The 19,784-nt window shown below is 68.2% G+C and carries 16 protein-coding genes; 9 read left to right on the top strand and 7 right to left on the bottom strand.

Features of this window, described 5'->3' with window-relative positions; all coding sequences use genetic code 11:
- The first annotated feature begins 211 nt into the window (after window positions 1–211).
- On the top strand, window positions 212–823 hold the full coding sequence (locus tag FHR20_RS05015) for a TetR/AcrR family transcriptional regulator (protein WP_167299377.1): 612 nt from the start codon (window positions 212–214) through the stop codon (window positions 821–823).
- A gap of 40 nt (window positions 824–863) precedes the next feature.
- Here the strand turns inward: FHR20_RS05015 and FHR20_RS05010 are convergent, their stop codons facing one another.
- From FHR20_RS05010 to FHR20_RS04985, 6 genes are all read right to left on the bottom strand, one after another.
- Complete coding sequence (locus tag FHR20_RS05010) at window positions 864–1,661, bottom strand: MetQ/NlpA family ABC transporter substrate-binding protein (protein WP_167298488.1); 798 nt, start codon at window positions 1,659–1,661, stop codon at window positions 864–866.
- Window positions 1,662–1,669: 8 nt separating this feature from the next.
- The gene (locus FHR20_RS05005) at window positions 1,670–2,335 is read right to left on the bottom strand and encodes a methionine ABC transporter permease (protein WP_167298487.1); all 666 of its coding nucleotides are present in this window, start codon (window positions 2,333–2,335) and stop codon (window positions 1,670–1,672) included.
- Entirely contained in the window at window positions 2,332–3,300 is a 969-nt protein-coding gene (locus tag FHR20_RS05000) for a methionine ABC transporter ATP-binding protein (RefSeq protein WP_167298486.1), read from the bottom strand. The genes FHR20_RS05005 and FHR20_RS05000 overlap by 4 nt, the downstream gene beginning before the upstream one ends.
- Window positions 3,301–3,572: 272 nt before the next feature.
- Window positions 3,573–4,250: a DOPA 4,5-dioxygenase family protein gene (locus FHR20_RS04995; RefSeq protein WP_167298485.1), complete on the bottom strand. Its 678-nt coding sequence runs from the start codon at window positions 4,248–4,250 to the stop codon at window positions 3,573–3,575.
- Between the two features lie 20 nt (window positions 4,251–4,270).
- Complete coding sequence (locus FHR20_RS04990; protein WP_341786408.1) at window positions 4,271–5,050, bottom strand: sulfite exporter TauE/SafE family protein; 780 nt, start codon at window positions 5,048–5,050, stop codon at window positions 4,271–4,273.
- Window positions 5,051–5,338: 288 nt separating this feature from the next.
- Window positions 5,339–6,253 carry a LysR substrate-binding domain-containing protein gene (locus tag FHR20_RS04985; RefSeq protein ID WP_167298483.1) on the bottom strand — a complete coding sequence of 305 codons (915 nt, stop codon included), beginning with the start codon at window positions 6,251–6,253 and terminating at the stop codon, window positions 5,339–5,341.
- Window positions 6,254–6,348: 95 nt separating this feature from the next.
- Here FHR20_RS04985 and FHR20_RS04980 point away from each other — a divergent pair, with 95 nt between their 5' ends.
- The 7 genes from FHR20_RS04980 (at window position 6,349) to FHR20_RS04950 (ending at window position 16,942) form a co-directional block, all read left to right on the top strand.
- On the top strand, window positions 6,349–7,371 hold the full coding sequence (locus tag FHR20_RS04980) for a 2-oxoadipate dioxygenase/decarboxylase family protein (protein ID WP_167298482.1): 1,023 nt from the start codon (window positions 6,349–6,351) through the stop codon (window positions 7,369–7,371).
- Window positions 7,368–8,804 (top strand): FAD-binding oxidoreductase, encoded by a 1,437-nt coding sequence (locus tag FHR20_RS04975; RefSeq protein WP_167298481.1) that lies wholly within the window; start codon window positions 7,368–7,370, stop codon window positions 8,802–8,804. Before FHR20_RS04980 ends, FHR20_RS04975 begins: the two co-directional genes overlap by 4 nt.
- Window positions 8,801–9,997 (top strand): aspartate aminotransferase family protein, encoded by a 1,197-nt coding sequence (locus tag FHR20_RS04970; protein ID WP_167298480.1) that lies wholly within the window; start codon window positions 8,801–8,803, stop codon window positions 9,995–9,997. Before FHR20_RS04975 ends, FHR20_RS04970 begins: the two co-directional genes overlap by 4 nt.
- Before the next feature lie 115 nt (window positions 9,998–10,112).
- The gene (gene astD, locus FHR20_RS04965) at window positions 10,113–11,513 is read left to right on the top strand and encodes a succinylglutamate-semialdehyde dehydrogenase (RefSeq protein ID WP_167298479.1); all 1,401 of its coding nucleotides are present in this window, start codon (window positions 10,113–10,115) and stop codon (window positions 11,511–11,513) included.
- Between the two features lie 109 nt (window positions 11,514–11,622).
- On the top strand, window positions 11,623–13,146 hold the full coding sequence (amaB, locus tag FHR20_RS04960; protein ID WP_167298478.1) for an L-piperidine-6-carboxylate dehydrogenase: 1,524 nt from the start codon (window positions 11,623–11,625) through the stop codon (window positions 13,144–13,146).
- A 148-nt stretch (window positions 13,147–13,294) separates the two neighbouring features.
- A complete protein-coding gene (locus tag FHR20_RS04955) occupies window positions 13,295–15,421 on the top strand; it encodes a TonB-dependent receptor (protein WP_167298477.1) in 2,127 nt (708 codons plus the stop codon).
- Window positions 15,422–15,439: 18 nt separating this feature from the next.
- Window positions 15,440–16,942, top strand: coding sequence for an alpha/beta hydrolase (locus FHR20_RS04950; RefSeq protein WP_167298476.1), 1,503 nt, complete (start codon window positions 15,440–15,442; stop codon window positions 16,940–16,942).
- Between the two features lie 207 nt (window positions 16,943–17,149).
- On the opposite strand, the gene dgcN is transcribed toward FHR20_RS04950, so the two are convergent.
- Window positions 17,150–18,148 carry an N-acetyltransferase DgcN gene (gene dgcN, locus FHR20_RS04945; RefSeq protein WP_167298475.1) on the bottom strand — a complete coding sequence of 333 codons (999 nt, stop codon included), beginning with the start codon at window positions 18,146–18,148 and terminating at the stop codon, window positions 17,150–17,152.
- Between the two features lie 241 nt (window positions 18,149–18,389).
- On the opposite strand from dgcN, the gene FHR20_RS04940 reads away from it, so the two are divergent.
- Window positions 18,390–19,778, top strand: coding sequence for an amidase (locus FHR20_RS04940; protein WP_167298474.1), 1,389 nt, complete (start codon window positions 18,390–18,392; stop codon window positions 19,776–19,778).
- The last annotated feature ends 6 nt before the right edge of the window (window positions 19,779–19,784 follow it).

Below are 19,784 nucleotides of genomic sequence, written 5' to 3'. Positions count from 1 at the left end.
GCCCCTCCGGATCGGGGTTGAATCTATTTTCTTTCCTGGGAAAAAGTGCCTACCGAAGATCGGAAGCCCGAGCATCGGCTCAAGTTTCAATCACCCCTTGAAAGAGGGGAGCGGCAGCAGTTTCAACCGAGGTCTGGACGTGACAACGCAAGGGAAGTCGAGAAAGTCGCCATCGTCGCGGTGCTCGAATGCCGAACGCCGCGAAGAGTCGATGACGATCATTCTCGATCATGCCGAGGCGGAATTCGCCTCCAAGGGCTATGACGGCACCACATTCGTCAGCGTTGCCGAAGCCGCGGGCGTGGATGCCGCGCTGATGCGCTATTATTTCGGCGACAAGGAGCAGCTGTTCGCGGCCGTTTTCCGGAGGCGCGGCCCCATGGTCAACGCGCTGCGCGTGCAGGCACTGGACGCGTATCGCGCCGCGACGGGCGGACAAGGCACGCTCGAGGGGCTCATCGAAGCATTTACCCGCCCCGGCTTCGAATTCGGCATGTTGAGCGACGGCCATCGCAACTACGCCGCTATCGTCGCATTCGTGAACAGTTCGCGCGGCACGATGCACGCGCTGATGTCGGAAGTCTTCGATGAGGTTTCCCGCGTGCTGATCGACGACATGCAGCGGCTGATGCCCGATGTCCCACGGGAAACGCTATATTGGGGCTATCACTTCCTCACGGGCGCCTTCACCTTCTCGCTCGGCCAGACCGGCCGCATCGACCGCATCTCCGGAGGCTCCGTCTCCTCCGAGGATTTCGCTGGAATTGCCGATCGCCTGCCTGCCTTCGTCGCTGCCGGCATAAGGTCGCTGGCCGCGCGCTGATCGTGCGCCCTTCCGGCACGGCCGGAATGCACGAACCGGTTCAGAAGGCCGGGATCACCGCCCCGCCATATCTGCGCTCGATGAACGCCCTCGTCTCGGGGCTGTGCAGCGCCGCGACCAGCTTTTGAACGCGCGGGTCGCTCTTCGCGCTTTCCTGGCCCACGATGAAGTTCACATAGGGGCTGTCCTTGCCCTCGATCGCCAGCGCATCGCGCCTTGGGTTCAGCTTCGCATCGAGCGCATAGTTGGTGTTGATCAGCGCCAGATCGACCTGGTCGAGCACGCGCGGCAGCGTCGCCGCCTCGAGTTCGCGGAACTTGAGGTTCCTGCGGTTCTCGACGATGTCCTTGGGCGTGGCCGAAACGGCCTTGGGATCGAGCAAGGTGATCAGCCCGGCCCTGGCGAGCAGCTGCAGCGCGCGGCCGCTGTTGCTCGGGTCGTTGGGGATCGCGATCGTCGCGCCCTCGGGCACGTCCGCAATCGCCTTCCACTTGCGCGAATAGGCACCCATCGGCTCGACATGCACGCCGGCAATCGTCACCAGATGGGTGCCCTTGGCCCGGTTGAACTCGGCGAGATAGGGCGCGGTCTGGAAGTAATTCACCAGGATGCGGCCTTCCGCCACCTGCGTGTTGGGCTGAACATAATCGTTGAACACCCGAACATCGAGCTTCAGCCCCTGCTTGGCCAGCGCCGGCTTCACGAATGCGAGGATCTCGGCATGCGGCACCGCCGTAGCGGCCACGCTCAGCATGTCGGGATCCTCGGTCTTCGCGGATTTGCCGCAGCCGGCGAGCGCGAAGGCGGCAAGGGCGGTGAGGAGCAGGCGTCGTTGCATCGGAAATCCTATCGGCGGGTAAAGTGGCGGACGAGGCGGTCTCCCGCCATCTGGAGAAGCTGGACGAGGACGAGCAGCAGCGCGACGGTGACCAGCATCACATCGGTCTGGAAGCGTTGATAGCCGAAGCGGATGGCGAGATCGCCAAGGCCGCCGGCGCCGACGGCGCCCGCCATGGCGGTGAACGAGACGAGTGCGATCGCAGTGACGGTCGCCCCCGCCAGAATCCCGGGCAGCGCCTCGGGCAGCAAAGCCCGAAACACCAGGTCGCGCGTGGTCGCTCCCATGGCCTGGACCGCTTCGATGGTGTTGCGATCGACTTCGCGCAGCGCAGTCTCGACCAGCCGCGCGAAGAATGGCGCCGCCCCGACCACCAATGGCGGGATCGCGCCCGCCACGCCGAGCGAAGTGCCGGCCAGCAACACCGTCAGCGGGATCATCACGATCAGCAGGATGATGAAGGGCACGGAGCGCAACAGGTTGACGGCGAGCGCCAATCCCCCGCTCACCACGCGATTCTGCCAGACCTGCCCCGGGCTGGTGAGGAACAGCAGCACGCCGAGCGGCAAGCCCAGCGCCAGGGTCAGCAACAGCGAGCCGCCGAGCATCGCAAGCGTGTCGAGACAAGCCTGGCCGATCTCGCTCCAGTCGACATTGGCGAACCAGCCGCTCATGCCGCCACCTCGCCATGCTGACGCAGCGCCGCGAGCGCGGCTTCGGTGTTCCCGCCCGACAGGCCGAGAGTCAGCTGGCCGAAGCTGGCGTCCCTCAGCCGGCCGATCCGGCCGTCCAGGATTACGAAGTCCGTACCGGTCTCGCGCGCGATACGGGTGAGCACGGGCTGCAGGACCGCATCGCCTTGCAACGTCAGGCGGGCGAGCGGCCCGTCAAAGGCGAGCGGCCGCGCGTCCTCGCCGTCTTCGTCGATCAACGCGCGGGTCTCCGCTGCCCGCGGGCGAAGGAAGACATCGGCGACGCTGCCCGCCTCGACGACGCGGCCGGCGTGCAGCACCGCGACGCGATCGCAGACCTGACGGACGACTTCCATCTCATGGGTGATCAACACGATGGTGAGCCCCAATTCGCGGTTGAGGTCGCCAAGGAGCGCGAGGATGCTGCGGGTCGTCTCCGGATCGAGCGCGCTGGTCGCCTCGTCGCAGAGCAGGATGTCGGGATCGGTCGCCAGCGCCCGGGCAATGCCGACGCGCTGCTTCTGCCCTCCCGACAGCTGGGCGGGATATTTGGCGCGATGGTCGGCAAGGCCGACACGGGCGAGCAATTCGGGCACGCGCGCGGCGATCCGCGCCTTGTCGGCTCCAGCGATCCGCAGCGGCAGCGCGACATTGTCGAATATGGTGCGCGAACCGAGCAGCCCGAAATTCTGGAAGATCATGCCCACGCGCCGACGCAACGCGCGCAGGCCCTCGCCGGAAAGGCCGTCCAGCGCGATGCCGTCGATCTCGACCTTGCCGGCGGTAGGGCGCTCGAGCCCGTTGAGCAGCCGCACCAGGGTGGACTTGCCCGCGCCCGAGCGGCCGATGATGCCGAACACTTCGCCGCGCGCGATCTCGAGGTCGACGCCAGCCAGCGCCGCATGACCATTGGCGAAGGCCTTATGAACGTTTTCGAGATGGATCATGGGCTTTCCGGATGGCGCCGGGCTGGGATTGCCCGGCAGGTTCACGAGCGACGTGGATAGCGCTTCTGCTTCGCCGCACGCACGAGATGAGCTTTAGCGTGCGATAGCCGAACTTGCTTCTTAATGTCTACTCGATCAGTATGAATTGATGCGTGCCGATGAAGCCAGCATTCGCTCTCGTCCGGCTTCGTCGCTTCCCCGGGCTAGGTCATCCCCCCGAGCTCAGGTCTGGGCCGCGCTCTTCCCCCCGATGAGCGCGGCCCTTCTTTCCCTCAGGCTTCGGGCCGGACAGTCGGCCGGGTATTGGGATAGATCTGCTCGACCCTGGGCTCGCCGGGCGCCGGGCCGCGCATCCCATAGGCGTTCACCGGCTGCGAACGGTTCACCCAGAGCGCATAATAGAGATGGTCGGCGCGCGGATCCTCGGTGTTCGGATGGAGCAGGATGGTGAGGCCGAGGCTGTTGAGCTGCAGCCACGGCACGATCACCGGCAGCAGATCGTTGGTGAAGCCGAAATAGAAGGACGGCGTGACGTGCGGCCCGCGCGGCTCGAGGTTCCAGTTGCCGAGTTCGACGGAGAAGCGCTCGGCCGCCCATTTGCGGATCAGCGCCGCCTTCGCGTAGCTGTCCTCGTCGAAATAGATGTGCGCATGATAGCTCTCGATATCGGTATAGGCGCGCGGAGCCGAGGGCAGTACCGCCTCGCCCGGACGTACCGAGCTGGGGCGCGGCGTTGGCTCCCTGTAGGTCTCATAGCCCCAGGGACTGCGGCCCGCTGCGCCCGGCGCGGGGGCGGCGACCGGCACGGTCTGCGCCCGCGCATCCCGTGCCAGCCCGAGCGCAGCCAGCGCCGCGGCGCCGCCGCCGAGCAAGGCCCTGCGCCCGGGAGAAAGCAGATCGGCCCACATCTGGTCGTCGCGTTCGTTGAAGAAATTGGGTTCCAGCGACATGGGTCGTTCTCCGATGCGGTTCAAAGGACAAGCTTGCCGCCCACGATGGCGAGCGTTCCGGCAAGCACGGGACGCAGCACCCGATCGGGGACGCGCGTAGCGACAAGGCTGCCGACGACGATGCCGGGCACCGATCCCAGCAGCAGCGATCCGAGCAGTACGAAGTCGATCGAACCGAGAACCCAATGCCCGACCCCCGCGATCAGGGTCAGCGGCACGGCATGGGCGATGTCGGAGCCGACGAGGCGATTGGTCGGGAGGCGCGGATAGAGGATCAGCAGCACGGTCATGCCGAGCGCGCCCGCGCCGACGGACGACAGCGAGACGAGCACGCCGAGCACCGCGCCAAGGACGATCGTCAGCACCGCCACCTGGCGTTCGGGCCGCGGCGGTCGGTCGTTCGTGAAATATTCGACGATCCGGCGCCGGAAGAAGATCGCCACGGCGGTAGCGATCAGGGCGACGCCAAGCGTGAGGCTGATCACGCGGCCGGTGCTCTCGAGATGCGTCCCGAGCGCCGCCAGCGCCAGCAGCGTGACCAGCGTGGCCGGCACGCTCCCGATGGCCAGCCGCCGCACCACCTTCCAGTCGACCGTGCCGCCGGCGCCATGGACCGCAGTGCCCACTGCCTTGGTAGCCGAGGCATAGAGCAGATCGGTGCCCACCGCGGTGGCGGGATGGAAGCCGAAGACCAGGACGAGCAGCGGCGTCATCAACGAACCGCCACCGACACCCGTCATGCCGACGAGCAGGCCGACCAGCACCCCGGCGAGCGAATAGAGCGGATCGAAATGCGTCACCGACGGGCCACCGTCGCCGGGCGATAGGCCGGATCGCGCGCATCGCGCGTGGCTTGCGGCGCGAACAGGCTGATCTTCACTGGGTTTCTCCCATGGTTTGATCCCGCAATGCGAGGCCATGGCCGCCGCCCGTTTATTCCTATTCATCAAATAGGAATTTAGGCGCGTGAAAATCTATCGCCGCCCCAAGCTGGCGTTGCGCGCGATGGGCCGCGCTATCGCATCCCCCTATCGTTCCCTGCCCGCATCCCGGCGCCGATCCCCTGTGCGTCAAGGGCGGAGCAGCATCTATCCCGCGCGCGCGGGCAGTCTGGCGACATCGATCTGCTCGCCCATCCATGCGCTGAAATCGACCATCGCGTCGTTGCTCCGCCAATCCGTACGCCGGACGAGATAATAGGCGTCGTCGGTGTGCAGCGGCTGGTCGAAGGGTATGACCAGATTGCCGCTCGCGAGCTCCGGCGAAATCAGGAACTCGGGTATCAGCGCGACGCCGACGCCGGCCGCCACCGCCTGAGCCAGCATCAGGAAATGCTCGAACCGCTGCCCCTGCAGCCTGGGCAGGTCGACGATCCCGCAATCCGCGAACCAGCGGTTCCAGGCATCGAGGCGGGATGCCTGGAACAGGAGCGGCTTGTCGATCAGGTCCGCCGGCGATCCTACCGGATGGGATGCCAGCCAATCGGCACTGCAAACCACCACCGCCCGCTCCCCGAACAAGCGCAGGTGCGAAGCGTCCGGCCAGTCCGGCTGGCCGAAATGGATCGCCCCGTCGAATCCCTCCTCTTCGAGGTCGAACGGAAAGGAACGCGCCGCGAAATTGACGGTCATCTCGGGGTGGCGCGCGGAGAGTCCCGGCAGCCGCGGCGCGAGCCAGCGCATCCCGAAGCTCGGCAGCGTCGCGATCATCAGGGTCCGCCCGGTGCCGCTTGCCAGCCGGTCGGTGGCCAGCCGGATCCGATCCAGCGCCGGCCTGACTTCGTCGGCATAGGCGCGGCCGGCCGCGTTGAGGGTAACCCGGCGTCCGTGCCGGTCGAACAGGCTCGTCTGCAGCCAGTCCTCCAGCAACGCCACCTGCCGGCTGACGGCGCTCTGCGTGAGGCCGATATGCGCTGCCGCCCGCGAGAAGCTGCCATGGCGCGCCGCGGCGACGAAGCTGTTGAGCGCCGCCATCGGGGGCAATAGCCGCCTGCCTTCACTCATTCCAAATGCTCATCTGTAGATGACACTAATCCGTTTTGAATCGCTCCATCCATACCTCACATGGCCGCAAGCCATTGGCAACCAGGTCGAGGTAAATGATGAATAAGCATCAAAGCGCGTTGGATGCACTGGTCGGCGCCATCCTGCCCGCGGATCGGATGCGGGCAGCGCGGGATATCATCGAACCCATGGCGGATTCGGCGAAGACCGCCTCCGGCGTCGATGCGCTCGACTTCACGGTAGCGCTCAACACGATCCTCTTCGCCGACCTGCTCGATCGCACCGCGACGGGCGCGGCCTATGTCGACGATGTCCGCCGTTCGGGCCGGCGCGTCCGTTTCGACCATGGCGCCCTGCGGACGATCCGCCTTCCACATGGCGATACCGGCAGCCTGCCTGCCGGCGAGCAGGCATTTCGCCGGATCCTCGAGCCGCTCGGCTATGCGGAGGCGGCGATCTATCCGCTGCCCCGGCTGCGGATGACGGGTCGCGCCTATCGCCACCGCACCCATCCCGAGACCATTCCCCAATTCTTCGTCAGCGAGCTGCACGTCGACCGGTTCGACGCGGAATTCGCCGGCGCGGCCGCACGCGTCTTCGGCACGTCCCGGGATCCCATCGACGCGGAGACCGCGGCGGCGCTCGCCCGGCTTGGCCGGGGGGAGACGCTGCCTCCCGACGTCGCGGCGCATGCGCTACGCGTGGCTGTCGGCGCGTTCGGGCGCCAGCACGACCGGCCGATGCTCGCGGACTATGAGCTCCTCAAGCGCACCTCGGCAGAGGCCGCCTGGATCGCGACCGAGGGCAATGCCTTCAATCATGCGACCGACCGAGTGCCCGATGTGGCTGCCCTGGCCGAAGCGCAGCGCGCGCTCGGCCGGCCGATCAAGGACAGCGTGGAGGTCTCCGGCTCCGGGCGCGTCCGCCAGACCGCCTTCCGCGCCGATCCGGTCGATCGCGCGTTCGGCATGCCGGTGGGCCCGGATCGCACCCTGTCGGTGCCGGGCTCATTCTACGAATTCATCACGCGCGACGTCGATCCGGCAACCGGCACGCTCGACCTGTCCTTCGACAGCGGCAATGCCACCGGCATCTTCGGCATGACCAAGGCCGCATGACCGACGCCGCAACCTCCCTGTTCGACATGCTCGCCGAGATCGTCGGCGCGGCGCAGGTGCTGACGGACACGTCCGACCTGGCCACCTATCGCACCGATGGCCGCGGCGCCGGCGGCGGCGCGCCGATCGCGGTCGTGCGGCCGAGCGATGCGGCCCAGGTATCGGCGCTGGTGCGGCTGGCGGCCGGAGCGAATATCCGCCTCGTCGTCGCGGGCGGCCGGACCGGCCTGGCCGGCGCGGGCCTGGCCGCCGAACGCGAGCCGTGCATCCTGGTAAGCCTGGAGCGGCTCGCCGGCCTCATCGAAATCGATCCGGTCAACCGCACTGCCACCGTAGACGCCGGGATTCGGCTGTCGGCGCTCAATGCGGCCGCGGCCGAGCACGGGCTGAGCTTTCCGATCGATCTCGGCGCCGATCCGGCCATCGGCGGCATGATTGCCAGCAATACCGGAGGCGCCCGGCTGCTGCGCTATGGCGACGTGCGCGCGAACCTGTTGTCGGTAGAGGTCGTCCGCTCCGACGCGAAGGGATCGCGCATCGCGCTGGGCGCGCCGCTCCGGAAGAACAATACCGGGCTCGATCTCAAGCAATTGCTCGTCGGCGGCTGCGGATCGACCGGGATCGTCACGCGCGCCACCATCGCCCTGCATCCCCTGCCCGCCGCACGGTTGACCGCATTGCTCGCGCTCGACGACCCCCATTCCGCACCGCGGCTCCTGCTGGCACTCGAGCGTGACTTCGGCAGCTGCCTGTCCGCGTTCGAGGGCATGAGCGAAGCGGCGATCCGCACGGCGGCGGATCACGTCCCCGGCCTCCGGCTGCCGTTCGACAGCGTTCCACCCTATGCGGTGCTGGTCGAGCTGTCCGCCGGCGCGGCGTTCGACGAGAATCTGCTGGAGGAGCGGCTGGCGGCCGCGCTGGAACCGTTCATGACCGGCACCGATGCCAGCATCCGCGACGCGGCGATCGATCGGCGCGACAGGCTCTGGGCCTTGCGGCACGCGATTCCCGAGGGCTTGCGCGCGAGCGGCACGGTGGTGGCCTGCGACATCGCGCTGCGCCGCGGCGACGTCATGGTCTTTCGCGAGCGGATGGCCGGCTTGCTCGCCCAGCATGCGCCTGGGCTGGTGCCCCATGACTTCGGCCATATCGGCGACGGCGGACTCCACTATAATCTCGTCTGGCCGCGCACCGGCGGCACGCCGGACCCGGCCCTGCTCGACAAGGCCCGCACGCTGATCTTCGACACCGTAGTGGGGGAATTCGGCGGCAGCTTCAGCGCAGAACACGGCATCGGCCCGCGCAACATCGCGAGCTACCGGCGCTTCGTGCCGGGCGCGGTGCGCCGCCTGGCCGGCGAGATCCAGAACATCATGGCCCCGGTGTCGATCGGCCGGGTCGATTTCGGAACGACAGGAGAAGGCACGGAATGAGCGAAGCATTGATGGGCGTCTACAACCGCGCCCCGCTCGAAGTGGAACGCGGCAACGGCATGTGGCTCCACACCCGCGACGGACGAACCTTTCTCGATTGCGTGGCGGGCATCGCCACCAACTGCCTGGGCCATGCCCATCCGCGCCTGGTGGCGGCGCTGGAGGAGCAGGCGCGCAAGCTGTGGCACGTCTCGAACATCTTCCGCATTCCCGGGCAGGAGGAACTGGCGGCCCGCCTGGTCGGAGCGACGTTCGCGGACGCGGTGTTCTTCGGCAATTCGGGATCGGAGGCGGTCGAGTGCGCGCTCAAGGCCGCGCGCCGATATCATGCGGTCAACGGCGCTCCGGAGCGGATCGACATCGTGGGGTTCGCGGGATCCTTTCACGGCCGCACCTATGCCGCGGTCAATGCCTCGGGCAATCCCGCCTATCTCGACGGCTTCGGCCCGCGCCTGCCGGGCTATGTCCAGCTCACCATCGACGACCGCGCCGCGATCGACGAAGCGGTGCGGCGCCCGACGACGGCGGCGGTGATCGTCGAGCCGGTCCAGGGCGAAGGCGGCGCCCGGGCGCTCGACGGCGAATGGCTGTCGTGGTTGCGCCGCCTGTGCGACGCGCACGGCGTATTGCTGATCCATGACGAGGTGCAGAGCGGCATGGGCCGCACCGGCCGGCTGTTCGCCCATCAATGGTTCGACGGCGCGGAACCGGACATCATGGCGGTCGCCAAGGCGCTGGGCGGCGGTTTCCCGATCGGCGCCTGCCTGGCCACCGCGGCAGTGGCCGGAGCGATGACGGTGGGGGCCCATGGTTCGACGTTCGGCGGCAATCCGCTGGCCATGGCAGTGGGCATCGCCGCCTTTGACGAGATCGCCCGGGAAGAGACGCTGGCCAATGTCCGCGCGGCTTCGGACCGGCTGACGACGGGCCTTCGCGATCTCGTCGCCCGCTTCCCGGACGTCGCCATCGACGTGCGCGGCAAGGGCCTGCTGATCGGCATCCGGATGGTGCCGAACAACCGCGAGATCATGGCGCTGGCGCGCGACCACGGGCTGCTGGTCGCGGGCGGCGGCGAGAATTGCATCCGCCTGCTGCCGCCGCTCACGATCACCCTCGACGAGGCCGACGAAGTGCTGCGCCGGATCGAGGCAACGTTCGCCGCGGCGCGCGTTCGCTTCGCCGCCGCGGCCTGATGCTGGTCGCTCGGGCCGTTGCCGGGCAAAACGGCGACGGCCTGCCTATATCCGATGCCGATACGCCCCCGGACGGGCGTGTCGGCGACATTGTCCCTGCAAGCGAGTGAATGCCATGTTCCTGCGATCCACCGATCCCTCTTCCGGCGAGACCATCTGGGAAGGTCGGCCGACCAGCCCGGCGGAATGCCTTGCCGCGGTGGAGCGCGCGCGCATCGCCTTTCCCGGCTGGGCTCGCACGCCCTTGGCCGAGCGCGTCGCGATCGCGCGCCGCTTTGCCGAGATCCTGCGCGATGAAGCCGAGGACCTCGCCATCCTGATCTCGCGCGAGACCGGCAAGCTGCTGTGGGACAGTCGGGGCGAAGTGGCTGCCATGATCGGCAAGGTCGAGATATCGATCGCCGCCCAGGCGCAACGCGCCGGCCTCGACGAGGCCGCCATGCCGTTCGGCCGCTCGGTCCTGCGGCACCGTCCCCATGGCGTGATGGCGGTGCTCGGTCCCTATAATTTCCCCGGCCATCTGCCCAACGGGCACATCGTCCCCGCGCTGCTGGCGGGGAATTGCGTGGTTTTCAAGCCGTCCGAGGAAACGCCCGCGATCGGCGAACGCATGGCCGGCATCTGGTCCCGCGCCGGGCTGCCCGGCAATGTGCTGCAAGTCGTCCAGGGCGGCCGGGAAACCGGGGCGGCGCTGATCGAGGCAGATATCGACGGCTTGCTGTTCACGGGATCGGCCGAGACCGGACGCCATTTCCGCCGTGCGTTCCTGGACCGGCCGTCGGTGATCCTCGCGCTGGAGCTTGGCGGCAACAACCCGCTCATCGCCTGGGACGGCGATCCCGAGGCGGTGGCGACCCTGGTGGTCCACTCCGCCTTCGTCACTACCGGCCAGCGCTGTTCGTGCGCGCGCCGCCTGATCGTGCCGGACGACCGGCAAGGCGCCGCGATCGTCGACGCGGTGCAGGCACTGGCCATGCGCCTGCCGGTGGCGGCGTGGAACGACGGGGCCGACGCTTTCATGGGCCCGCTGGTTTCCGCGCGTGCGGCGGCATCGGCCGGGGCCGCGTTCGATGGCCTGGTCGTTCAGGGCGCCGCGCCGCTGCTGCCCGGCGGCTCGATCCCCGGGCGTGGCCCGGCCTTCATCGCCCCGGCGCTGTTCGATGCTACCGGGATCGACCTGCCCGATCGCGAGATCTTCGCGCCGGCACTCCAGGTTACTCGGGTCGCGGATTTCTCCGCGGCGCTCGCCCGCGCCAACGCCACGGCCTTCGGCCTGTCCGCGGGACTGATCTCGGCCGATCCGGCGCTGTGGGAGCGTTTCTCGACGGAGATTCGCGCCGGCGTGGTCAACTGGAACCGGCCGACCACGGGCGCTGCTTCCAACCGGCCCTTCGGCGGGCTGGGGGAATCGGGCAACCATCGCCCGAGCGCCTTCTATGCGGCCGATTACTGCGCCTATCCGATGGCGAGCTTCGAGGCAGAAGCGATCGAGGCGCAGCCGGTACCCGGCCTATAGGCATTGCCGGTCCCTTGTCAGCCGATCAAATGCTCGCCCAAAATGCGAAACGCCGGATGGGCCGTCTGGTAGGGGCCGTTCGACCACAGCAATTCAGGAGCCGCGCGCGATGATGGGAATTCTACGGGATCAGGTCCGGGTGATCCTGAACGATTTCGGCGTGGCGGCATCGGCGCTGGAAGGAGGGCCGCTGGTGGCGACCTCCCCCATCTCCGGCGAGGCGCTGGCCGAGCTGACGGTGCACACGGCCGGGGATTGCGACGCCGCGGTGGCGGCGGCCGTGGCTGCGTTCCGGCAATGGCGGCTGGTGCCCGCCCCGCGCCGCGGCGAGTTCGTGCGCCGGCTGGGCGAGAAGCTTCGCCTGCACAAGGACGCGCTCGGCCGGCTCGTGACGATCGAGGCCGGGAAGGTCCTGTCCGAAGGGTTGGGCGAAGTCCAGGAGATGATCGACATCTGCGACTTCGCGGTGGGCCTGTCGCGCCAGCTCTACGGCCTGACGATGCCGTCGGAGCGCGCGGACCACCGGCTGGTCGAACAATGGCATCCGGCCGGCCCGGTCGGCATCATTTCCGCGTTCAACTTCCCGGTCGCGGTGTGGAGCTGGAATGCGGCGCTGGCGCTGGTGTGCGGCGATTCGTTGATCTGGAAACCGTCGGAGAAGGCCCCGCTGACCGCGCTCGCGGTGCAGGCCCTTTTCGAACAGGTTGCCGCCGATTTCGGCGACGATGCGCCCCGCGGCCTGTCGCAGCTGCTGATCGGCGGGCGCGAACTGGGCGAGCGGCTGGTCGAGCATCCGGACGTGCCGGTGGTGTCCGCAACCGGGTCGACCCGGATGGGCCGCGAGGTTGGGCGCGTGGTCGCCGCCCGCTTCGGCCGCAGCATCCTCGAACTGGGCGGCAACAACGCCTCGATCGTCACGCCTTCGGCCGATCTGGACCTCGCATTGCGCGCGGTCGCGTTCGGGGCGATGGGCACGGCGGGCCAGCGCTGCACCACGCTCCGCCGGCTGATCGTCCACCAGGACATCGCCGACGATTTCGTCGCGCGGCTGCGCAAGGTCTATGCCGGGGTGACGGTGGGCGACCCGCTCCATGGCAATGCCCTAGTCGGTCCGCTGATCGATCGCGGCGCATTCGAGGCGATGCAGGCGGCGCTGAATGCGGCGAGCGATGCCGGCGCCCGCGTCCATTTCGGCGAACGCCTGCCGATCGGAGGCGGCGATGCCTTCTATGTTCGCCCCGCCCTGGTCGAGGCCGATCGGCAGGACGGGCCGGTGGTGCAGGAGACCTTCGCGCCGATCCTCTACGTCCTGCGCTATTCCACGCTGGACGAGGCGATCGCGCTCCAGAACGGCGTGCCGCAGGGCCTGTCCTCCTCGATCTTCTCGACCGACATCCGCGAAGTGGAGCGGTTCCTCTCGGCGGCCGGATCGGATTGCGGGATCGCCAATGTCAACATGGGGCCGTCCGGCGCGGAAATCGGCGGCGCGTTCGGCGGCGAGAAGGAAACCGGCGGCGGCCGCGAAAGCGGCAGCGACAGCTGGAAGGCCTATATGCGGCGCCAGACCAACGCCATCAACTATGGCCGCTCGCTGCCGCTGGCGCAGGGCGTGCGCTTCGACCTGGAGGTGTGAAATCCGCACGGAACGCTCCGGCGGCGCGCTCCGTGACGCTTATGTGTAAAAACGCCCGTCCTCCCCGCTAAGCAGCGCAGGCCCCGAGCATCGAAGATCGAACCATTACGGCGCGTTCGATTGCCGATGCTATTGGGAGGGCATGAAGATGGCGGGAAAGAAAGACCGGCTACTATTTTGCGCGACGTCGCTGGCTGCCCTGTTCGCGCCAGCGGGCGCCATGGCACAGGAGGCGGCGGACCCGCCCTCCCAGGCCGATATCGTCGTCACCGCGCAGCGGCGGGCGCAGAACGTCGTCGACGTGCCGCTGACCGTCAACGTCCTGTCCGGATCGGAGCTGACCAAGCGCAACATCACGTCGCTGCAGGATATCGCCGACAACGTGCCCGGCCTGGACGTCTTCTCGCAGGGCGGCGGCAAGCAGCTGATCCAGATCCGCGGCATCAACAGCCTCAGGGGCACCTCGTCGCTCGTCGGCATCTATCTCGACGAAACGCCGCTCACCGGATCGCAGGACGGCTTCTACCCGGTCTATGCCGACGCGGGGGCGCTCGACCTGGCCCGGGTCGAAGTGCTGAAGGGGCCGCAGGGCACCTTGTTCGGCGAAGGAGCGATGAGCGGCGTCATCCGCTACGTCACCAACGACCCGAAGCTCGACCGGATCGGCGGCACCGTCGACTATTCCCTGTTCGCCACCGATGGCGGGCGCGCTTCCGCCCAGGTGAAGGCGGCGCTCAACCTGCCCCTGTCGGATACGCTCGCAGTGCGTTTCGCCGGCGAGTATCAGAACAATGGCGGCTGGCTGGACAATGCCGGCACCGGTGCCAGGAACGTCAATTCCAACCAGATCTATGACGGGCGCGTCAAATTGCTGTGGCAGCCGGACTCGCGGCTGCGCGTCGTCGGCATGGTCGACATCCGGCACAATGACGAGGATTCCCCCTCCTACGCCAATATCCTGCCCTATGAGAAAGGGCTGTATCGCCACGCCATCGATCCCCATGGCCGGACGAGCGGCGTGTCCGAACTCGACCTCTACAGCCTGCGCGTGGAATATGACCTCGGCTTCGCCGAGCTGATGAGCAACACCGCGCACAGCCGGCGCTACAGCAACAGCAATCTCGACCAGATCTATTACGCCACCAACGATCCGGCGGCGCCGATCGTGCTGGAGATCGCCAACACGCGCTATCTCAACAAACAGTCGATCACGAGCCAGGAACTGCGCCTGACCTCCAAGGGGGACGGCCCGTTCAAATGGGTGCTGGGCGGCATCTACAAGGACGACGACCTGCTGCGCCATTTCCTGGACGGCGCGGAGCTGCTCTATCCGCCGTCCACCACCGTCACCATCCTCCAGGAGCCGATCAGGACGACCTCCAAGTCCTGGGCGGTCTATGGCGACGCCTCCTATTCGCCGTTCCGCCGGCTCGAGATCGGCGGAGGCCTGCGCTATTCGCACGACGACCGCAGCTTCACCGACGGCACCCTGCCGACCGCTTCCGGCACCTTCTCGCGCGTGACCTATCGCGCCTTCGTGAAATACGACGTCGCCCGCGACGCAAACCTGTATTTCAACGTCGGCAACGGCTTCCGCAGCGGCGGTTTCAACGCGGTGGTCAACCCCGCCTTCCCGCCCCCGCTGACCTATGCGCCCGAACGCTCGATGGCCTATGAGGCCGGCTTCAAGGCGAGCCTGCTCGACGGGAAGCTGGGCGTGAATATCGCGGCGTTCCAGCAATATTATCGCGGCCAGGTCTATGATCGCGTCGTGCTGACGCCGGTGTTCCTGCAATATACCGCCAATGGCGGCAACACGCGGATCCGGGGCGTGGAATGGCAGCTGACCGCCAGTCCGGTGCGCGCCCTGCGGCTGTCCGCCAGCGGCACGGTGATGGGATCGGTGTTCGTCGCCTCTACCCCCGAGGCGGAAGTGGATTTCCCGCCCGGCACCAGCCCGCTCGCGCTGCCCAAATATTCGATCCAGCTCGGCGCCAACTATGCCTTCCGCTGGGCGGCCTCGGTTCCCGGCTATCTCGATATCGATTTCAACCACAAGGACGAGCTCGTCGGCGGACAGGGCGTCACGCGCATCGTCACCGGGCCGCAATCCTTCCTGGGGGCCAGCCTGGGCGCGACGGTGGAAGGGCTGGACATTGCGATCTTCGCGCGGAACCTGTTGAACGAGCATTCGCCCTATTACCCGACGCTCGGCGGGATCGGCGCGGTGCCGCGGCCGCGGCAGATCGGCATCAGGCTCGGAAAGTCGTTCTAACCAAGCGGAGGGCCGCCCGTGTACCCGATCGACGTCGCCGCCCTTCTCCTGCTCGGCTCGGCCGCCGCCCTGTCCGCGATCGGCCGGCGGCGGCCCGCGCTGCTGGCGGCGCTGGCCGCGCTTGGAACATCGCTGGCGGCGCTTGCCCTGTACCATTGGCAGGTGGCCCCGGCGACGGCGATCGCAGCCGTCGCGGCGGCCTGTCTGTGGCGCGGCCCCGCCTGGCGAAGGCGCTGGATGCGGATCGCGGTGCACACCGCGTTCGCGCTGGGCATCCTGGGTGCGGCGATCCCCTATTACCTGTTCCCGCTCTTTTCGCTGCCCGCGCCGGACGGCCGCTATCCGATCGGGACGACGCGCATCGAGCTCATCGACGCCGGCCGGCATGGCGTGCTGGAGGACGGAGCGGCCGAACGGCGCCGCGTGACGGTGCAGCTCTGGTACCCGGCCTCGCCGGGGGGCCATCATCCCCTCGCGCGCTATCTGCCGCGCGACACCGTCGCGACCGATGCGGGGTCGATCGCGCGCAACGCCCTGCATCGCCCGTTCGAGCTGCTGCATCTCGCCGCCGTCCCGACTCATGCGCGGCTGGATGCCGAACCGGCGGGAAGCGGCCATCCGCTGTTCGTCTTCAACCATGGCTATACGATGTACCCGGCACAGAACACGCCATTGTTCGAGCGCCTGGCGAGCCATGGCTATGTCGTGGCCAGCATCGGCCATCCCTATGATTCCGCGCGACAGCAATTCGCCGACGGATGGAGCCGCGAGACCACGCCGCTGGTGGTGTCCCCGGCAATGATCGAAGCGCTGGGCGCGCTGGTGCAGGACCAGAGCGCCAAGGGCTGGCGCCGGCGCTTTCCGGCCTATGCCGAGGCCGCGGCGAAAGACCGGCTGATGCGCAGCACCGAGGCATGGCTGGCCGATACCCGCTTCGCCCTGGCCACCCTCCAGCGCGGCCGGCCCTCGCCGCTCGCCGCGCGGATCGCAAGCTCGACGGATTTCTCGCGCCTGGCGTTCGGCGGCATGTCGTTCGGCGGCGGGATCGCGGCGCAAGCCTGTGTGCAGGAACCGCGGTGCCGTGCCGCGATCAGCCTGGACGGCGTGACCTATGACCCCAGGATGTTCGATCGCGCCGCCGGCCGGCCGATGCTGTGGCTGCAATCCGACTGGCCGCGATATCCGCTCTATCCGAACCAGCCGCGCGATCCCCACACCCATCCGATGGACTTCGCGTTCCGATCCTGGACGGCTCCTGCGGCGCCGGACGATTTCCGGTTCCGGGTCGAGGGGTCGGGCCATCTCGCCTTCACCGACCTGATCCGGATGTTCCGCCATCGCACGCCGCCCGCCCTCTACGGCACCATCCCGGCGGCCGAGATGGACGGCGTGATCGGCGACTTCTCGCTCGGCTTCCTGGACCGGTTCGTCGAAGGAAGGGACACGGGCTTCCCGCAGGCCCAGCAATCGCGATATCCCTCGGCGGTCCGCCACCTGCCTGGAACGGGCGCTCCGCGCTAGGTTGAGAACTCAAACAAGTATCTGATTTTACGTCGTCATCCCCGCGCAGGCGGGGATCCAGAGCCAGGCGCGGAGCCGAGGTGGCGGGGTGCCGTCCTCTCCGGACGGCGTTCGCGTGGTGGTGCCGATATCCCGCATTACCCCGGATCCCCGCCTGCGCGGGGATGACGATTGAAGGAATATGAGAGGGAGCGCCCTTCGAGCCGCTCAGTTCAACAGGACGTCGAGGATGCGATCGACGCCGTGCCGGATCGGATCGCTGCAGGGCAGCCCCGTCTGCGCTTCGATATCCCGGATCGCGGCGTCGATCGCGGCGGGTTCCATGCGCGAGGTGTTGACGCTGATCCCCACCACGCGCGCCTCCGGATTGGTCAGCTGCGCCGCGGCGACGTTCATGTCGATGCAGCGCCGCAAGTCGGGCACCCCATAGTCGAAGCCGAGCAGATGGGTGCGGACCGGTTCGTGGCACACCACCAGCGCGTCGGGCTGGCTGCCATGGATCAGCCCCAGCGTGACGCCGGCATAGGCCGGATGGAACAGCGAGCCCTGGCCTTCGATCACGTCCCAATGATCCGGCGCGGCATCGGGCGACAGCCATTCGGCCGCGCCGGAGATGAAGTCGGCGATCACCGAATCGATCGCGACGCCGCGCCCGGAGATCATGATGCCGGTCTGCCCCGTCGCACGAAAATCGGCATCGACCCCGCGCGCGCGCAATCCCGCCTCCAGCGCCAGCGCAGTGTATTTCTTGCCGACGGCGCAATCGGTGCCGACGGTCAGCAGCCGCTTGCCGGAGCGCTTGCGCCCCGAGCCGGGCAGGAAGCCGCGATCGGGCTGGCGAAGATCGAGCACCGCGCGCCCCGTCCGGTCGCGGGCTTCGGCGATCGCCGGGATGTCGTTGAGACGCTGGTGCATCCCCGCGGCAAGGTCCAGCCCCTGTTCCAGCGCGTCGACCATGGTCGCGACCCAATGCTCGGGAATGAAGCCGCCGACATTCACCACGCCGACGATCATGGTCCGCGCGCCCGCCCGCGCGGCCTCGGCGGGAGTCATCTCGGCGATGCCGAGATCGACCGTGCAGCCAGGCAGCCGGTGCTGCGCCAGCACGCGTTCGCGGCGCCATTGATTGACTCCCGCGGCGGTCTTGGCCGCGCTGAATTCCTCCACGTCGCCTAGGAAAAGCAGATATGGTGCCTGCATCGTCATCCCCGTTTCATTGCCAGAAGACGATGCGGGATGGCGCAGCGCGGCGCAGACCGCTTTGCCATTCCGGGCCCGCCATTAGCCATCACGGTGCCCGCGGAAGGAATCGCGAACTGGCGCGCCTCGACGGCTAAACGGGAAGGTTCGGAATGGTCTCAAATCATCGCCGTCAATCAATGTGGGACGGACGACGCAACCGATGCAGGATATCGCGGAACAGACACCCCTGGCGCCACGAACGACGATGGCATGGGAGATCGGCCGCCTCGACGCGCATGACCAGGCCGCGCTCGTCCGCCGGGGCGAGGTGTCGGCGCGCGAATTGTGCGAGAGCGCGATCGTGCGGATCGAAGCGCTCGACGGCGCACTGAATGTCATCACCCATCGCGATTACGATGCCGCGCTGGCCCGCGCCGACCGTGCCGCCGGGCCGATGGCGGGCGTGCCGTGGCTGCTCAAGGACGGGCTCGACTATCGCGGCATGCCGAACCGCAGCGCCAGCCGCCTTCATCGCGATGCCGGGCCGGGCGATGTCGACTTTCCCTTCACCCGGGCCTTTGACGATGGCGGCCTGGTCGCGCTGGGCAAGACCAACGCGCCGGAATTCGGCCTGCTGCCGACCACCGAACCGCTGCTCTACGGGCCGGCCCGCAATCCATGGGCGCCGGAGCGCTCGCCCGGCGGATCCAGCGGCGGCGCGGCCATCGCGGTGGCGACCGGCATGGTGCCCCTGGCCCATGCGGCGGATGGCGGCGGATCGATCCGCATCCCGGCCTCGTGCTGCGGCCTGATCGGCCTGAAGCCGGGGCGCGGCGCAACCCGGCGCGCCCGTGCGCCGCACCTGATGGAGGACCTGCTCGCCTGCGACATGCTGCTCGCCCGCAGCGTGCGCGACGTGGAATGGGCGATGGGCATGGTTGCCGCGAACGCGCCCTCGCCTGCGCCTCGCCGCGAGAAGGGGTTGCGCATCGCGGTGGTCACGACCAACCTGAACGGCGACCAGCCCCATCCCGACGTGCTCGCCAGCACCCTGCGCAGCGCGCGGCTGTGCGAGGAACTGGGCCACCATGTGTTCGAGGCGCCGCCGCCCTATGACGGCCCGGCGGTGATGGTGGCGTTCAAGGCGATCTGGGCCTATCTGGCGCGCGACGTGCTGCAATCGGCCCGTGCGCGTTTCGGCGCCGCCGCAGACGGTGCCGTCGAGCCCTGGACGCTGGGGCTGGGCGAATGGGCGGGCGGCGCCGCGATCGACGATGTCGACCATCTGTTCCGCGCGACGGAGGAGGCCCGCCGCGCACTGGACTCCGCGTTCGGCGATGCCGATGCCATCCTGTCGCCGGTGCTCGGCCTTCCCGCGCTGCGCATCGGGGAACTGGCCCCGGACGCGGATTTCGATCACATCATGCAGCTGATGTTCGATTATGTATCCTACACGCCCTTGCACAATCTGACCGGCCATCCGGCAATGTCGCTGCCGGTCCAGCCGGGGCCGGACGGCGTACCGATCGGCACGATGTTCGCCGCGCGGCGCGGCGGCGAGCCGCTGCTGCTCGACCTGGCCCGCCAGCTCGAGCAGGCCGCGCCGTGGCAGGATCGCTGGCCCGGCTGCGTTCCCGGCGCGAAGATGGGCTGACCCGCG

Origin of the sequence: Sphingomonas leidyi (assembly GCF_011761945.1) — a bacterium.
GTDB lineage: Bacteria > Pseudomonadota > Alphaproteobacteria > Sphingomonadales > Sphingomonadaceae > Sphingomonas > Sphingomonas leidyi.
This window is presented reverse-complemented; position numbering and strand designations above follow the sequence as displayed.

What these genes read in the sequence shown, in the direction of transcription:
- FHR20_RS05015 (WP_167299377.1), top strand. Translation starts at nt 212, where the DNA reads ATGACGATCATTCTCGATCATGCCGAGGCGGAATTCGCCTCCAAGGGC.
- FHR20_RS05000 (WP_167298486.1), bottom strand. Translation starts at nt 3,300, where the DNA reads ATGATCCATCTCGAAAACGTTCATAAGGCCTTCGCCAATGGTCATGCG.
- dgcN (WP_167298475.1), bottom strand. Translation starts at nt 18,148, where the DNA reads ATGACGATGCAGGCACCATATCTGCTTTTCCTAGGCGACGTGGAGGAA.
- amaB (WP_167298478.1), top strand. Translation starts at nt 11,623, where the DNA reads ATGATGGGAATTCTACGGGATCAGGTCCGGGTGATCCTGAACGATTTC.
- FHR20_RS04985 (WP_167298483.1), bottom strand. Translation starts at nt 6,253, where the DNA reads ATGAGTGAAGGCAGGCGGCTATTGCCCCCGATGGCGGCGCTCAACAGC.
- astD (WP_167298479.1), top strand. Translation starts at nt 10,113, where the DNA reads ATGTTCCTGCGATCCACCGATCCCTCTTCCGGCGAGACCATCTGGGAA.
- FHR20_RS04975 (WP_167298481.1), top strand. Translation starts at nt 7,368, where the DNA reads ATGACCGACGCCGCAACCTCCCTGTTCGACATGCTCGCCGAGATCGTC.
- FHR20_RS04955 (WP_167298477.1), top strand. Translation starts at nt 13,295, where the DNA reads ATGGCGGGAAAGAAAGACCGGCTACTATTTTGCGCGACGTCGCTGGCT.
- FHR20_RS04940 (WP_167298474.1), top strand. Translation starts at nt 18,390, where the DNA reads ATGGCATGGGAGATCGGCCGCCTCGACGCGCATGACCAGGCCGCGCTC.
- FHR20_RS04980 (WP_167298482.1), top strand. Translation starts at nt 6,349, where the DNA reads ATGATGAATAAGCATCAAAGCGCGTTGGATGCACTGGTCGGCGCCATC.
- FHR20_RS04995 (WP_167298485.1), bottom strand. Translation starts at nt 4,250, where the DNA reads ATGTCGCTGGAACCCAATTTCTTCAACGAACGCGACGACCAGATGTGG.
- FHR20_RS05010 (WP_167298488.1), bottom strand. Translation starts at nt 1,661, where the DNA reads ATGCAACGACGCCTGCTCCTCACCGCCCTTGCCGCCTTCGCGCTCGCC.
- FHR20_RS04970 (WP_167298480.1), top strand. Translation starts at nt 8,801, where the DNA reads ATGAGCGAAGCATTGATGGGCGTCTACAACCGCGCCCCGCTCGAAGTG.
- FHR20_RS05005 (WP_167298487.1), bottom strand. Translation starts at nt 2,335, where the DNA reads ATGAGCGGCTGGTTCGCCAATGTCGACTGGAGCGAGATCGGCCAGGCT.